Annotated in this window: 13 protein-coding genes and 1 tRNA gene; 5 read left to right on the top strand and 9 right to left on the bottom strand. The window is 72.1% G+C overall.

Translation table 11 applies throughout. The features are described from left to right. Positions 1–3: 3 nt before the first annotated feature. Complete coding sequence (locus tag MQN93_RS38790; protein WP_242713171.1) at positions 4–867, bottom strand: glutathione S-transferase C-terminal domain-containing protein; 864 nt, start codon at positions 865–867, stop codon at positions 4–6. Positions 868–924: 57 nt separating this feature from the next. Continuing rightward, the gene (locus MQN93_RS44460) at positions 925–1,035 is read right to left on the bottom strand and encodes a putative leader peptide (RefSeq protein ID WP_324604363.1); all 111 of its coding nucleotides are present in this window, start codon (positions 1,033–1,035) and stop codon (positions 925–927) included. Between the two features lie 235 nt (positions 1,036–1,270). Between MQN93_RS44460 and MQN93_RS38785 the strand changes: the two genes are divergently transcribed. Next, positions 1,271–2,548 carry a hypothetical protein gene (locus MQN93_RS38785; RefSeq protein WP_016431171.1) on the top strand — a complete coding sequence of 426 codons (1,278 nt, stop codon included), beginning with the start codon at positions 1,271–1,273 and terminating at the stop codon, positions 2,546–2,548. 96 nt (positions 2,549–2,644) lie between these two features. Here MQN93_RS38785 and MQN93_RS38780 read toward each other — a convergent pair whose 3' ends face one another. Beyond that, positions 2,645–3,532 carry a fumarylacetoacetate hydrolase family protein gene (locus MQN93_RS38780; protein WP_242713170.1) on the bottom strand — a complete coding sequence of 296 codons (888 nt, stop codon included), beginning with the start codon at positions 3,530–3,532 and terminating at the stop codon, positions 2,645–2,647. A gap of 141 nt (positions 3,533–3,673) precedes the next feature. Here MQN93_RS38780 and MQN93_RS38775 point away from each other — a divergent pair, with 141 nt between their 5' ends. Continuing rightward, on the top strand, positions 3,674–4,453 hold the full coding sequence (locus MQN93_RS38775) for an SDR family NAD(P)-dependent oxidoreductase (protein WP_242713169.1): 780 nt from the start codon (positions 3,674–3,676) through the stop codon (positions 4,451–4,453). Positions 4,454–4,487: 34 nt separating this feature from the next. Here MQN93_RS38775 and MQN93_RS38770 read toward each other — a convergent pair whose 3' ends face one another. Then, on the bottom strand, positions 4,488–5,927 hold the full coding sequence (locus MQN93_RS38770) for an NAD-dependent succinate-semialdehyde dehydrogenase (protein ID WP_242713168.1): 1,440 nt from the start codon (positions 5,925–5,927) through the stop codon (positions 4,488–4,490). 85 nt (positions 5,928–6,012) lie between these two features. After that, positions 6,013–7,272 (bottom strand): aspartate aminotransferase family protein, encoded by a 1,260-nt coding sequence (locus MQN93_RS38765; protein WP_242713167.1) that lies wholly within the window; start codon positions 7,270–7,272, stop codon positions 6,013–6,015. A 154-nt stretch (positions 7,273–7,426) separates the two neighbouring features. On the opposite strand from MQN93_RS38765, the gene MQN93_RS38760 reads away from it, so the two are divergent. Then, on the top strand, positions 7,427–9,148 hold the full coding sequence (locus tag MQN93_RS38760) for a PucR family transcriptional regulator (protein ID WP_242713166.1): 1,722 nt from the start codon (positions 7,427–7,429) through the stop codon (positions 9,146–9,148). Positions 9,149–9,302: 154 nt separating this feature from the next. After that, the gene (locus tag MQN93_RS38755) at positions 9,303–10,118 is read left to right on the top strand and encodes an SAM-dependent methyltransferase (protein WP_016431177.1); all 816 of its coding nucleotides are present in this window, start codon (positions 9,303–9,305) and stop codon (positions 10,116–10,118) included. A gap of 42 nt (positions 10,119–10,160) precedes the next feature. On the opposite strand, the gene MQN93_RS38750 is transcribed toward MQN93_RS38755, so the two are convergent. From MQN93_RS38750 to MQN93_RS38740, 3 genes are all read right to left on the bottom strand, one after another. Then, on the bottom strand, positions 10,161–11,066 hold the full coding sequence (locus MQN93_RS38750; RefSeq protein WP_016431178.1) for a Sco1979 family transcriptional regulator: 906 nt from the start codon (positions 11,064–11,066) through the stop codon (positions 10,161–10,163). A gap of 145 nt (positions 11,067–11,211) precedes the next feature. Then, positions 11,212–11,285 (bottom strand) — tRNA-Pro (locus MQN93_RS38745). 125 nt (positions 11,286–11,410) lie between these two features. Further along, on the bottom strand, positions 11,411–12,862 hold the full coding sequence (locus MQN93_RS38740) for an MFS transporter (protein WP_242713165.1): 1,452 nt from the start codon (positions 12,860–12,862) through the stop codon (positions 11,411–11,413). A 250-nt stretch (positions 12,863–13,112) separates the two neighbouring features. Here MQN93_RS38740 and MQN93_RS38735 point away from each other — a divergent pair, with 250 nt between their 5' ends. Continuing rightward, a complete protein-coding gene (locus MQN93_RS38735) occupies positions 13,113–13,688 on the top strand; it encodes a TetR/AcrR family transcriptional regulator (protein WP_016431180.1) in 576 nt (191 codons plus the stop codon). A 33-nt stretch (positions 13,689–13,721) separates the two neighbouring features. On the opposite strand, the gene MQN93_RS38730 is transcribed toward MQN93_RS38735, so the two are convergent. Next, entirely contained in the window at positions 13,722–14,366 is a 645-nt protein-coding gene (locus tag MQN93_RS38730; protein WP_242713164.1) for a response regulator transcription factor, read from the bottom strand. Positions 14,367–14,377 lie beyond the last annotated feature (11 nt).

Here is a 14,377-nt window from a genome sequence, read left to right as displayed (position 1 = left end):
GGGCTAGTGGGCGGCGTGCTGCGCCCAGTCGAGTATCTGGACGGCCGCTCCGGCGGCCTCCAGGCCGCGGCAGTGGGCGTGATGGCGGCGGGCGATGCCGGTGAGGTCGAGGTGGCGGCCGAAGGCCGGGTGGGCGGTCAGGCGGCGGGCGTAGGACCACAGGGCCCGGCAGGCGGCGATCCGCTGCACCGCCGAGGCGTCGAGGTGGTGCCGGTGCACGGTGTCGAGCTGCACCAGCGCGACCCACAACTCGACGTCCGCGGCGGTGACTTCGTCGCGGATCAGATACGTACGCCCCTCCAGCCACCGGTCCAGCGCGCCCAGCGTCTCCAGCAGCTTCGCCAGGGCCGCGTCGCGCTCCTCCTGTCCCCCGCCGGGCCGTCCGGCGCGCTGCGCCGCGTCCTCGATGCCCTCGGCGCACATCCGCTCGATGGCCTCGATCTCCGACTCCGCGCCGCACGGGTAGAGCGAGGGGCCGTCGCCGCCGAAGCGGTGGGCGAGGTCGCGCATGATGTCCGGGGCGTGCGTGCTGACGATCCGCCCGGACCAGTCGTCGCTGAGCACCGGGGCGGCGGCCGGACCGGTGTAGCGGTGGGCGCTCGCCTCGTAGAGCGGGCGCAGGACCGCGTGGCCGCCCTCGGGGGTGTCGGGGAGCGCGGGCAGCAGGGAGGCGGGACAGACGGCGCCGAGGCCGAGCAGGCTGTGGGTGACGGCGATGCGCAGACCGTCGGGACATGCGGTGGACAGATGCAGGCGGTAGCGGCCCGGTACGGCGTAGTGGCCGCTGCGTGCGTCGCTGCCGATCCGGCCCCGGAAGGCGGGCTCGGACCGGGTGGGCGTGTGGGCGGTCAGCGGTATGACGGACATGGCTCTCCCCTGGAGTGGGCGCGGACGTGCACGCGGCGGAAGTGACGTCGGGCGGGCTCAGCCCTGGGGGCTGATCGCACTGCAGGTGCGCTGCAGATCGATGTGACGGCGGGATGTCAGCAGAGGCGAACGGCTCACTCGGACGGTGACCGGCTCCAGGCGCCTCATGCTTCCCTACCTATTCACTAGGATTCCCTTCTGGAGTGTCGGTCGGGCCCGGATGCACGTCAAGAGGACCGTCCCGCATCGCGGACACGTCCGTGGAATACGCCCCTCTCTTCACGGCCGCGTTCTTCTTTCCCACTGCAACCATCCGGCCCGCCCGTGTGTCTCCTGTGGTGGAACTCGCGTTCCCGCACAGTTCGTTCCTCCGCAACCGACGCTTCACCAGAGGACCCCCCACATGCTCCTGAGCTCTTCCGGATCCCGTCCGCTCCGACAGACCGCCGGCGCGGTCGGCGCCATCGCCCTGATCGCACTGGGTGCCGCGCCTGCCGTCGCCGCCGACGACCCGGCGGCCGCCGTGACGCTGGGGAAGATCGCGCCCATCGACGGCGCGAAGCCCGGCAGCAGCGTCGACGTACCGGTCACGTTCGCCAACACGGGCACCGCGGCGGCCGACAAGGTCTGGCTCTCGTACACCGTCACCCGCGGCCTGAGCCACACCGAGCTGCCCTCCAACTGCCTTCGCTACGAGATACCTTCCTACGACGAGGCGCCGAGCCGGTCCGAGGCGGTCTGCGAGTTCGACCAGACCGTCGAGCCCGGAACCGTGTACGCACCGGAGAAGGCCCTGACCCTGAACGTGCTCGACCACGCCCTCTACGACCGGCTGCGGGTCGTGGTGGAGACCACCGAGCCCAGTGTCGACGAGAACGCGAGCGAGCCCGTGCGCGGCACCGCCCCCGCGGTCGAGCTGGCCGAGCAGCCGGACGCCACCCCGGGCACGCCCGGCGCCGACCACCCCGAGTGGGACGACGCCGAGGTGCAGGTGACCGCGGACAACACGGCCGACTTCAAGGTCACGGGCGATCGCCTGAAGGGCGCCGTCGGGGACACGGTCGACCTGAAGGTGAACTTCACCAACGCGGGTCCGGCCTGGGTGCTGCGGGACGGCGGCACCCCGGTGACGAAGGTCAGGATCAAGATGCCGGCCGGCACGACCGTGACCAAGGGCCACGGCTACTGCGACAAGGTGGCCACCGGCATCTACGAGTGCGGCACCAGCCAGTCCTGGGAGGACGAGGGCAAGGGCGAGAACTACACCTTCAAGCTGCGGATCGACAAGGCGGTGCCGGGCGCGAAGGGTTCCGTGGCACTGGCCGGCGAGCCCCGCCCGTTCGACAAGAACACCGCTGACGACACGGCCGCCATCACCCTCGACGCCACCGGCGGCGGCGGTTCGACGGGCGGCTCGGGGTCGGACGGCGGCTCGGACTCGACGGGCGGGTCGGGCTCGGGCTCCGGTAACGGCTCGACGCACGGTTCCACGGGCGGCGGCGCGTCCACCGGGGGCGACTCCACGACGGGCGGCGGCTCCGGCTCCACCACCCCCGACGGCGACCTGGCGAGCACCGGTTCCAGCGCGACCCTGCCGATCGCGGGCGCGTCCGCCGCGGCCGTCGCCGCGGGCACGGCGGCCGTCGTGGTGGCGCGACGTCGCCGGGCGGCCACGCGATAGCCGCACTGCTGCCACCGAACCACGCGGACCGGCCGGGGACTTGAGGGTCCTCGGCCGGTTTTGCGGTACGACTCCGCGAACGGCGGCGTCCGACCGTCACCCCGCCCACTGTTCGGCGGGCGGCTCGTCGGTGCCGTATGCGTCCTGCCAGGAGATGACCGGGTTGCGGAGCACGCCGATCCGTTCGATCTCGGCTTCGACCACGTCACCCGGTTTCAGGTAGTTGGCGAAGGGGTCCTGTGTGCTTGCGGCGACTCCGGCGATGGTGCCCGTGGTGATGAGGTCTCCGGCGCTGTAGGTCTGCGGGGAGTGGTAGGCGACCAGTTGCGGGATCGACACCGACATCCGGGCGGTGTTGGACTTCTGCCGGATGTCGCCGTTGACGCGCAGTTCCATGTCCAGGTCGTGGGGGTCGCCGATCTCGTCGGCGGTGACGATGTACGGGCCGATCGGGCAGAACGTCTCGATGGCCTTCGAGAAGGAGAAGACCCCGGACTCCATCTCGCGGCGCTGGATGTCGCGGGCGGTGATGTCGTTGAAGACGAGGTAGCCGGCGATGTGCTCGGCGGCCTGCTCCGCGGAGAAGAAGCGGCCCGGTGTGCCGATGACGACGGCGAGTTCGAGTTCGTAGTCGAGTTCCCGGGTGAGGTTCGCGGGGTACACGATCGGCTCGCCGGGGCCGATGATCGCGTCGACGTTCTGGAAGAACACGATGCCTTTGTTGACGGGGTGGGACCAGTCGACGCGGGCCAGATCCTCGTGGTGTTCACGGAAGTTCCCGGCCGTGTGGAAGAACTTCCTCGGCACGATGGGCGCGCGCAGCCGGACGTCGGCGAGCGCGAACGTCCGTCCCGTCTCGCGGACTTGACCCTCCCGCTCGAAGTACTCCCGCATCGAGGGCACGTCGAACTCCACGACCGTCCCGGCGTCGAGCCGCCCCACCAGTTGCCGCCCGGGCTGCGCGTCGAACGTCACCAGCTTCATCGGACCTCCCTGACTGTCGGCATTCAGCCTGCCCGACATGGCCGCACTCGACGGCGACAGGGGCAAACTGGCGAACGTCGTCCGTCCTCAGTACACCCCGAACGCCCTTGCACACCAAGAGACTTCACGAACGGAGCCGCTATGACCCCCATGCCCCGGCGCTTCACCGGCAAGACCGTCCTCGTCACCGGAGCGGGCACCGGATTCGGCGCCGAGACAGCCGTGCGGGCCGCGCAGGAGGGTGCGCGGGTCGCCGTCCACTACCGCAGCTCCGCCGCCGGCGCCGCGAAGACCGTCGCCCGCATCGAGGACGCCGGCGGCGAGGCGTTCACCGTGCGGGGCGACATCGCCGTGCACGCCGATGTGATCCGTATGGCCGAGGAGGTGTTCGGCCGGTTCGGCGGCCTCGACGTGCTGGTCAACAACGTCGGGGACATGGCGGGCGACCAGATGTCCTGGCGGGAGCTGACCGAGGAGTCCATCGACCATGTGCTCGCCGTGGACGTCAAGGGAACCATGCTGTGCGTGCACGAGTTCGGCTCCCGGATGCTGGAGCAGGGGCACGGCGCCATCGTCAACATCGGCTCCACCGTGATCGTGCACGGGAGCGCGCGGGCTCCTCAGTACGCCGCCGCGAAGTACGGCATCCTCGGGATCACCAAGTCCTACGCCCAGGCCTTCGCCCCGCACGTACGGGTCAACACGTTCGCACCCGGCTTCATCGAGACCGAAACGCTGCTGCAGCGCGCGGACTGGAGGTCGGGGCGACGGGAGGACATGATCGCCAAGACGCCGATGGGGCGGATTCCGGGACCTGCCGAAGTCGCGGGCACCGCCCTGTTCCTGGCGACGGAGGATGCCGCGCACATGACCGGGGTGTACCTGAACGCCGACGGGGGCTTCAACATGATCGGGGCGTAGCGCCGCCCCGATGAGCCGGCGGGCCGGGCGGCGTTCAGCGCACCGGGATCGCGAGGTACTGGTACTCCAGAAACTCCTCGATGCCGACGCGGCCGCCCTCGCGGCCCAGGCCGGACTGCTTCACGCCACCGAACGGTGCGGCCGGGTTGGAGACCAGGCCCGTGTTGAGGCCGACCATGCCGACCTCCAGGCATTCGCTGATGCGCAGGGCGCGGTCCAGGTTCTCGGTGAAGAGGTAGCCGACCAGGCCCCAGGGCGTGTCATTGGCGCGCCTGACCACCTCGTCCTCCTCGTCGAAGGTCAGGATCGCCGCCATGGGGCCGAAGATCTCCGTCTCCATCAGCCGGCTGCCGGGGTCGACGTCCGTCAGCACGGTCGGCGGATAGAAGCAGCCCGGGCCCTCGGGGGTGCGTCCGCCGACGAGCAGCCGGGCGCCGCGCTCCAGCGCGTCGGACACCAGCTCCTCGACCTTGGCGCGCCCGGCCGCGTCGATCAGGGGGCCGACGTCCACGCCGTCGCGGGTGCCGGGGCCCACCACAAGGGCGCCCATCCGGTCGGCGAGGCGCCGGGCGAACTCCTCGGCCACGGACCGGTGGACGAAGAAGCGGTTCGCCGCCGTGCAGGCCTCGCCCATGTTGCGCATCTTGGCGACCATCGCGCCGTCGAGGGCCACGTCGAGGTCGGCGTCGTCGAAGACGATGAACGGCGCGTTGCCGCCGAGCTCCATCGAGGTCCGTACGACGGTGTCGGCGCACTGTGCGAGCAGCAGGCGGCCGACGGCCGTGGAGCCGGTGAAGGAGAGCTTGCGGATCCTGCCGCCGCGCAGCAGGGGTTCGCACACCTCTCCGGCCCGGGAGGTGGTGACGACGTTCAGCACGCCGTCCGGCAGCCCGGCCTCCTTGAGGATCGCGGCGAGCGCCAGGCTGGAGAGCGGGGTCTGCGGGGCGGGCTTGAGGACCATGGTGCAGCCCGCCGCGATCGCCGGGCCGATCTTGCGGGTGCCCATGGCGAGGGGGAAGTTCCACGGGGTGATCAGCAGACAGGGCCCCACCGGGCGGCGGCCGAGCAGCATGCGGTTGCGGCCGTCGGGCAGCGTCCCGTACCCGCCCTCGACCCGGACCGCCTCCTCCGAGAACCAGCGGAAGAACTCGGCGGCGTAGGCGACTTCACCGCGCGCCTCCGTCAGTGGTTTGCCCATCTCGGACGTCATCAGACGGGCGAGTTCGTCGGTGCGGTCGAGGATGATCTCGTGCGCGCGCCGCAGGATCTCGCTCCGCGTCCGGGGTGCCGTACGCCCCCACTGCTCCTGGGCGTCGACGGCCGCGTCCTCCGCGAGCCGCCCGTCCTTGGGCCCGGCATCGGCGACCTGCGCGAGGACCTCACCGGTCGCGGGATCGTCGACGGCCATGGTGCCGCCGTCCACGGCGTCCACCCAGGCTCCGCCGATGAACAGCTGCGTAGGCGTGGTGATCATGTGATACCTCCTGCTCGGTGCGTGACGGGATCTACCGGCTGAGCGGCGCGGGTGCCGGCTCCGGGACCGGCACCCGGCCGGTCCCTCATCGGCCGGCCACCCCCACCTCCACCGCCCTCCCCCAAGCCTCCAACCCCTCGTCCACCGCCGTCTCGTCGATCACCAGGGCCGGGATCATCCGTACGACCTGGTTCCAGGCGCCGCACAGCAGGAGGAGGAGGCCCTCGTCGACGGCGGCGCGTTGGACGCGGGCGGCGGTGTCAGGGTCGGGGCTGCCGTCCTCGGTGACGAACTCGCTGGCGAGCATGAGGCCGAGGCCGCGGACGTCGCCGATGGCGGGCGTGGCGTCGGCGACCTTCCGCAGGCCGGCGCGCAGCCGTGCGCCCATGGCGTCGGCGTTCTCGACGAGCTTCTCGTCGCGTACGACGTCGAGGGTGGCGCAGGCGGCCGCGCAGGCGACGGCGTTGGCGCCGTAGGTGCCGCCCTGCGAGCCCGGCCAGGCCTTGCTCATCAGCTCCTCGGAGGCGGCGATCCCCGACAGCGGGAAGCCGCTGGCCAGGCCCTTCGCGGTGATCAGGATGTCGGGGGCGACGCCGAAGTGGTCGTGTCCCCAGAAGCGTCCGGTGCGGCCGACGCCGGTCTGCACCTCGTCGAGGATCAGCAGGAAGCCGTGCCGGTCGGCCCGTTCGCGCAGGCCTTCGAGGAAGGCGCGGTTGGCGGGCACGTAGCCGCCCTCGCCGAGCACCGGTTCCACGATGACGGCGGCGGTGTCGGCGGGCGAGGAGATGGTCTGCAGGGTGTAGTCGAGTTCCCGGAGGGCGAACCGGGTCGCGGTGTCCTCGTCCCAGCCGTAGCGGAAGGCGTCGGGGAACGGCGTGACGACCACTCCGCTCATCAGCGGCGAGAAGCCGGAGCGGAAGCGGACGCCGGAGGTGGTCATCGAGGCGGCGGCGACCGTACGGCCGTGGAAACCGCCGTGGCAGACCAGGACGTTGGGCCGGCCGGTGGCCTGCCGGGCCAGCCGCAGTGCGGCCTCGACGGCCTCGCTGCCGGAGTTGCTGAAGAACAGGCTGTCCAGGCCGGCCGGCAGCACCTCGCCGAGCTTGTCGACGAGCCGGCGCAGCGGCCGGTGCAGCACGGTCGTGTACTGCCCGTGCACCAGGGTGCCCACCTGCTCCTGGGCCGCCGCCACGACCCTGGGGTGGCAGTGGCCGGTGCTGGTGACACCGATGCCGGCGGTGAAGTCGAGATAGCGGCGGCCGTCCTCGTCGTAGAGGTGGACGCCCTCGCCCCGGACGGCCAGTACGGGCGTGGCCTGGCGAAGGTGCGGCGACAGTGCGGTCATGGTGGCCTCCTGGGCCGTACGGGCTACTTCGTACGGGATGCTTCGTCCCTTCGAGCGTCCCGGCCCCCGCGGCCGCCGACAACGCCTGAACCGTCCAGCCGGACGGCGGTGTTCGGACGTTGTGTCAGCCTCCCTGCGCGGGCAGGTACGCCCTATGCGCGAGAACGAGTCCGCAGCCGGCCAGGACAGGTCCGCCGCCCTGCGCGAGGACCGGTCCCCCCTCCGCCGCACCATCGACCCCCCGCCCCGCCCGCTGACCGTCGCCGACGCACTGGCGCTGCCCGTCCTGGCCGCCGGGCAGCCGCAGGTCGTCACCGGGGTGGAGCGCCTCGACCGGCCGGTCCGCTGGGTGCACATCACCGAGCTGACGGACCCGGCGTCCTTCCTCAAGGGCGGTGAACTCGTCCTGACCACCGGCATGCCGCTGCCCGACGAACCGGCGGGCGTGCGCAGATACGTGGACGAGCTCGCCGACGTCGGAGCGGCGGCCCTGGTCATCGAGCTGGTACGGCGCTACCACCGCCCGCCGTCCGCGCTCGTGGACGCCTGCCGGGCGCGCGGTCTGCCGCTGGTCACGCTGGCCGCCGACGTCAACTTCCTGGAGGTCACCCAGGTCGTGCACGCGCTGCTGCTGGGCAGTCAGGCGGACGCGATGCGCCGGACGCAGCGGATCCACGAGGCGTTCGGCGCGCTGACGCTGCGGGGTGCGGGTCCCGAGGAGGTGGTGCGGGCGGCGGCGGAGATGAGCGGCCGTACGGTCGTCCTGGAGAACCTGGTGCACCGGGCGCTGGTCTGCGAGCCCTCGGGCTGCACGGTCGAGGAGGCGCTCAGCGGCTGGGAGCGGCGCTCCCGAGCGGTGCCGTCCGGCGACCGCGCCGAGGTGCGCGGTCCCGAGGGCTGGCTCGTCGTGCCGGTGGAGTACCAGGGCGAGCGCTGGGGCCGCGCGGCCATGCTCCCGGCCGCGGCCCGCACCGGTCCCGCCGCCTTCGGGCCCGAGGACGTCACGGTCCTGGAGCGGACGGCGACGGCGCTGACCGTCGCCCGTCTCATCCATGCCACGCCCTGGGAACGCACCGCGCACCGGGGCGCCCTGCGCGATCTCGCCGAGCAGCGCCACCACTCCCCCGCGGACGCCCGCGCCCGGATCGCCGCCCTGGGCCTGCCCGTCGAGGACTGCTCCTTCGTCGCCGTGCAGGTGGCCGTACGCGCCGTACGGATCGCCGTACGAGCGGACCCGCGGGCCGGGGGCGACGACGCGGAGGCGGAGAGCCGGCTGTCGGAGGAGCTGCGGACCGCCGGGGTCCCGGCCCTCGTCGGCGTGCTGGCCCCCGGCCGGCTCGGCGTCCTCCTCGCCCTGCGTGCCGGGCAGCCCTGGCGGCCGGCGGTCGAGCGGCTGAGCGGCGCCGCGCTCGCCCTCGACCCGCAGGCGGTGGTGAGCGTCGGCTCGGAGGTCACCGGCCTGTCCGACGTGGCCCGTTCCTTCCGTGAGGCCGGCCGCGTGGCCGAAGCGGCGCTGCCCGGCGAGCCGCCGCCCGAGGGCCGGTCCTTCCACGAGCTGTCCGACATCGGGCTGCGCCGGCTGCTGTACGCGCTGCGCGAGGACGTGCGCGTCCAGGAGTACGCCGAGCGCCTGCTCGGCCGGCTCGTCGACCACGATCTGCGGCACGGCACGGATCTGCTCGCGACCCTGCGCCACTATCTCGACGCGGCCGGCAACAAGACGGTGGCGGCCCGCCGCGGCAACCTCTCCCGGGAGACGGTCTACCAGCGGCTGCGGACCATCGAGCGGCTGCTGGACTGCGACCTGGAGTCGGGCGCCCGGCGCACCGAGCTGCATGTGGCGCTCACCGCGCTCGACGTCCTGCGGACGCGCTGAGACGAGGGGTGTCATTCAAGCCAACCGGCGGCCGAGTCAGGCTGGTTGGGGCTGATGATCCGCCCGTGTGCGGAGTTGAGGGAATAACGTGGGCGTGTACGACCGGTGTTCGACGGTTCAGTGTTCTCGCACCACGTAGACGCAGGGAGCGCCCATGTCCCAAGAGGCGGACAACTCCGCGCAGGAGGAACTCTCCAAGATCGACACCTCCGTGCCGCAGTCGGCCCGGATCTGGAACTACTGGCTGGGAGGGAAGGACAACTACGAGGTCGACCGGGTGGCCGGTGACGCCTTCCGCGCGATCTTCCCCGGTATCGAGACCGGAGCCCGCGCCGCGCGCTACTTCCTCGCCCGCGCCGTGCGCCATCTGGCGGCCGAGGAGGGCATCCGCCAGTTCCTGGACATCGGCACCGGGCTGCCCAACGTGGACAACACCCATGAGATCGCCCAGCGGGTGGCTCCCGACTGCCGCATCGTCTACGTCGACAACGACCCGCTGGTCCTGGCACACGCCCGCGCCCTGCTCACCAGCACCCCGGAGGGCGTCACCAACTACGTCGACGCCGATCTGCGCGACCCGGACGCCATCGTGCGGGAGGCGAAGCGGACGCTGGACTTCGACCAGCCGATCGGTCTCATGCTGATGGGCATCCTGGGCCACATCGAGGACTTCGACGAGGCGCGCTCCATCGTGCGCCGGCTGGTGGACGCACTGCCGTCGGGCAGCTACCTCGTGCAGTACGACAGCACGAACACCAGCGAGGCCTACGTCGACGCCATCCGGCAGTACAACGAGGGCGGTTCGCTCCCCTACATCCTGCGCAGCCCCGAGCAGATCGCCCGCTTCTTCGACGGCCTGGAGCTGCTCGAACCGGGCGTGGCCTCGTGCTCGCGCTGGCGTCCCGACGCCGAGGCGTGGGGTCTGCCCGAGCAGGTGCACCAGTACGGCGGGGTGGCCCTCAAGCGCTGAGGCCCGCGGGCCCGGTTCAGATCTCTTGTTCAGGTCTCTCGTTCAGGTCTCCTGAAGGATGCGGTGGAGGATCGTCGGCGTCTCGTCCGGCGATTCCGCCTCGACCACCAGGCGGTTCATCACGTCCCAGTAGCGCTCGATCTCGGCGGGCCGGTCGGGATACAGGGCCGTGGTGAGCTGCTGGAGGCAGACGACGTCGGGCAACTGCCCTCCGGGCAGCCGCAGGATGGTCATGGGCCCGCCCTCCGCGGCATGGCCGCCGGCCGTGAACGGCAGGATCTGGACGGTGACGTGCGGGTGCCGGCACATCTCGATGAGGTGCCGCAGCTGGGCGCGCATGGTCGCAGCGCCGCCCACCGCGCGGCGCAGCGCGGCCTCGTCGATCACGGCCCAGAGCTGGGCCGGGGGCCGCCGGTGCAGGATCCGCTGCCGGGTCGTGCGCAGCATCACGCGCCGCTCGATCTCCTGCGCGGACGCGCCCGCGTGGGTGAGCCGGATGGCGGCGCGGGCGTAGTCGGGGGTCTGCAGCAGCTCTGGCACGCGCTGCACCTCGAAGCAGCGCACGACGCTCGCCGCCTGTTCGGCGCCGAGATGGGTCTGCATCCAGGCGGGCACCACGTCGGTGTAGTACTGCCACCAGGCGGGGGCGTTGGCCTCTTCGGCCAGTGCCAGCAAGGTGGCGCGCTCGGCCTCGTCGGTGACCCCGTAGAGCGTGAGCAGATCCGACACGTCACGCTGTTTGAACCCGTGCCGGCCGGCCTCCAGCCGGCTGATCTTGAACCGGGAGCCGCGGATGGCCTCCCCGGCCGCCTCCCGGGTGATCCGCCGCTCCTCCCGCAGGGCGCGCAGTCGTGCGCCCAGCACGAGACGCGGCACCACGGGGCCCGCGCCGGTCCTGTCCAGGAGTGCGCCGCGAGACGGCGTTCGTAACTCTTGTTCACGTCCCACAGGGGTCTCCTTGCCGGGCCCAAGTCTGCACACAGACAAGCGCTGAGGGCAGCCATCGTAGGGGTTTTGCGCCGTCGGGGGCACGAAAGGAGAAGCATGGAAAAGGGCCCCCGCGGACTCTCGCCCGCGAAGACCCTTCGCACCGTCGGGACGACAGGATTTGAACCTGCGACCCCTTGACCCCCAGTCAAGTGCGCTACCAAGCTGCGCCACGTCCCGGTGCGTTGCGCGCGGTGGACCGCGCGATCGCGCATGTCGACCTTACCGCACGTGCAGAGCAGTTCTCGCCGGGGCCGGTGGGCGCTCTGTGGAGGCCGGCCCGGGGGTCCGGGCCGGCCTCGTGGTCAGCCGCGGCCCGCGGCCGTGGCCTCCTCGGACCGGGTGCCCGCCGGATCGTCCGCGGACTGCGCCGAGGGGTTCATGCGTCCGGTGCGGGCGACCGGCACCAGCAGTGCCGCGAGGGCGGCGGCCAGGCACAGCACCGCGAGCAGGGCGAAGCCGTGCGTGTAGCCGGAGCCGTAGGGCAGGCCCGAGGGCTGGAGCCGGCCGGTGACCAGGACGCTGGTGACGGCTGCGCCGATGGAGCCGCCGATGGTGCGGATGTTGGCGTTCATGCCGGTCGCGGCGCCGGTCTGGGAGGCCGGGACGCTGCCGACGATCAGGTTGGCCATCGAGGCGAAGGCCAGGCCGATGCCGAGGCCGAACACCCCGGAGACCAGGGCGACTTGCCACTGCTGGTCGTGCCAGACGGCGAGCATGCCGAGGGCCAGGGCGCCGAGCGCGGACCCGGTGGTCAGCAGGCGCTTGGCGCCCACGACCGGTCCCAGCCGGCCGCTGAGGATGCCCGAGAAGAACATGGTCACCAGCATGGGCAGCATCAGCAGTCCGGACGCCGTGACACTGGCGCCGAAGCCGTAGCCCGCGGAGCTCGGCGTCTGCACGAAGCCGGGCAGGAAGGACCACAGGGCGTACATGCCGGCGCCGAACAGCAGGGCCACGGTGTTGGTGGTCCACACGGCGGGCAGCCGCATGACGCGCAGGTCGATCAGCGGGGTGCGGGAGCGGGCCTCGGCCAGCAGCCACGCGGTGAACAGGACGGCGGCAGCGGCGAACAGGCCGATCACCTTGATCGAGCCCCAGCCCCACACGCCCGCCTGGCTCAGCGGCAGCAACAGCGCCACCAGCCAGGCCGACAGCAGCCCTGCACCGAGCCAACTGACGCTGCCCTCGGCCCGGTTGGGCGACTCGGGGACGTAGCGCAGGGCGATCAGCACAGTGACCGCGACGACGGCCACGGGGATCCAGAACAGCCAGCGGTAGTCGAGTGCGGACACGATCGGACCGGCGGCGACGATGCCGACACCGCCGCCCGCGGCGATCACCGCGGACAGGTTGCTGATGCTGCCGGGGACCCGGGACGGGTCGAACTCGTCCCGGATGATCCCGAAGGAGAGCGGGAAGAGCGCGCCGCCGACGCCCTGGACGACCCGGGCGACGATCAGGACGCCGATGCTGGGGGCGAGCGCGGCCAGCAGACAGCCGAGCAGCACCACCAGCAGGACGGCGACGAGGGTGCGCTTCTTGCCGATCAGGTCGCCGACGCGGCCGAGGATCGGGGTGAAGACGGAGGCGGACAGAAGATAGGCCGTCATCACCCACGTCGCCGTGGACTGCGAGGTGTGCAGCGCGTGCTGCACGGTCGGCAGCGCGGGCGCTATCAGCGACTGCAGCATGGCGAACACACCGGCGCCGGTCGCGAGGACCGCGAAGGTGAGACGGGTGGACTTGCGGGGCATGAAGGTGCCTCTCCGAACGAACGGGGTGCGGCCGAGGTTCTCTGGCCACGGTCGTGCGGGCCCGGAGCGCGGGATGAGCCGCGCAGGGCACGCCGACGGCCGGGGTGAGCGGTCGCGGAAAGGTAGGGGCGTGATGCGTGCGGCCGCACGCATCCACGGCGATCGCACCCGCACTGGTAAAGTGGAGGTACCCCTCCACTGTAGCGGAGGTACACCTCCGGTTCAACCTCGTCCCGCCCGGGAGGCAGCAGTGTCGGCCCAGCAGTACCCCGTCCGTGAGCTCGTGGCGTCCCGGCGCCCGCACCGCAAGGACGCCGCGCGCAACTACGACGCCCTGCTGGACGCCGCGCGCGAGGCCTTCGCCGAGCACGGCGCCGATGCCTCCCTGGAGGACATCGCCCGCCGCGCGGGGGTGGGCATCGGCACCCTCTACCGCAACTTCCCCTCCCGCCGCGAGCTGTTCGAGAGCGTGTACGCGAACGACGTCAACGAGCTCGTACGGGTCGCCGAGGAGGTCGCCGACCGGGAGCCGTGGGAGGCGCTGACCGCGTGGTTCGCCCGCTTCGCGGGCTACATGGTGACCAAGCGGGCGGTGCGCGAGGCGCTCGACGAGCAGTCCGAGATCTTCGACGCCTGCCGCGAGTCGATGTACGCCGCGGGCGGCCCGCTGTTCGAGCGGGCGCAGCAGGCTGGCGTGGCCCGCACGGACATGGACTTCGGCGACCTCATGCGCATGGTCGCGGGCATCACCGCCACGGTCTTCACCGACGACGCCCAGCGGGACCGGGTGCTGTCCATCGCCCTGGACGGGGTCCGCACCCGCTGAGGCGCACGCGCTGATGCTCCGGCGCCCCGCGGCTCACGCCCCCAGGTAGCGCAGCACCGCCAGCACCCGCCGGTTGGCGTCCTCCGACGCCGGCACGCCCAACTTGCCGAAGACGGCGGCCACATGCTTCTCCACCGTGCCGGCGGACACCACGAGGGCCTGGGCGATCGCGGCGTTCGACCGGCCTTCGGCCATCAGGGCGAGGACCTGGCGCTCGCGTGCGGTGAGTGTGTCGAGGTCCTCGGTGCGGCGGGCCGCGCCCGCGAGCTGGGTGACGACCTCGGGGTCGAGGGCGGTGCCGCCGTCCGCCACTCGGTTTAGGGCCTCGGTGAACTCGGCGACGTTCGCGACCCGGTCCTTGAGCAGATAGCCGACGCCCGCCGAGCCCGCGGCCAGCAGCCTGCGCGCGTACTTCGTCTCGATGTACTGGGAGAACAGCAGCACCCCGGTGCCGGGATGCGCCCGCCGGATGTCGATGGCGGCGCGCAGGCCCTCGTCGGTGTGGGTGGGCGGCATCCGGATGTCGACGACGGCGACGTCCGGCCGGTGCTCGGTCACGGCCGCCGTGAGCGCGTCCGCGTCACCGACGGCGGCGCACACCTCATGGCCGCGGTCGGTGAGCATCAGTGCCAGCAACTCCCGCAGCACCGCAGCATCTTCGGCGATCACGACGCGCATACGGGGCACTC

It is taken from the genome of Streptomyces spinosisporus (genome assembly GCF_022698145.1).
Taxonomy (GTDB): Bacteria; Actinomycetota; Actinomycetes; order Streptomycetales; family Streptomycetaceae; genus Streptomyces; species Streptomyces spinosisporus.
Note: the sequence above shows the minus strand (reverse complement) of the source record. Positions and strands in the feature narration are given on the sequence as shown.

Bases quoted from the DNA above. Each gene is read 5' to 3' on its own strand.
- MQN93_RS38780 (WP_242713170.1), bottom strand. From the start codon at position 3,532: ATGAAGCTGGTGACGTTCGACGCGCAGCCCGGGCGGCAACTGGTGGGG.
- MQN93_RS38765 (WP_242713167.1), bottom strand. From the start codon at position 7,272: ATGACCGCACTGTCGCCGCACCTTCGCCAGGCCACGCCCGTACTGGCC.
- MQN93_RS38730 (WP_242713164.1), bottom strand. From the start codon at position 14,366: ATGCGCGTCGTGATCGCCGAAGATGCTGCGGTGCTGCGGGAGTTGCTG.
- MQN93_RS38790 (WP_242713171.1), bottom strand. From the start codon at position 867: ATGTCCGTCATACCGCTGACCGCCCACACGCCCACCCGGTCCGAGCCC.
- MQN93_RS38785 (WP_016431171.1), top strand. From the start codon at position 1,271: ATGCTCCTGAGCTCTTCCGGATCCCGTCCGCTCCGACAGACCGCCGGC.
- MQN93_RS44460 (WP_324604363.1), bottom strand. From the start codon at position 1,035: ATGAGGCGCCTGGAGCCGGTCACCGTCCGAGTGAGCCGTTCGCCTCTG.
- MQN93_RS38770 (WP_242713168.1), bottom strand. From the start codon at position 5,927: ATGATCACCACGCCTACGCAGCTGTTCATCGGCGGAGCCTGGGTGGAC.
- MQN93_RS38775 (WP_242713169.1), top strand. From the start codon at position 3,674: ATGACCCCCATGCCCCGGCGCTTCACCGGCAAGACCGTCCTCGTCACC.
- MQN93_RS38740 (WP_242713165.1), bottom strand. From the start codon at position 12,862: ATGCCCCGCAAGTCCACCCGTCTCACCTTCGCGGTCCTCGCGACCGGC.
- MQN93_RS38755 (WP_016431177.1), top strand. From the start codon at position 9,303: ATGTCCCAAGAGGCGGACAACTCCGCGCAGGAGGAACTCTCCAAGATC.
- MQN93_RS38760 (WP_242713166.1), top strand. From the start codon at position 7,427: ATGCGCGAGAACGAGTCCGCAGCCGGCCAGGACAGGTCCGCCGCCCTG.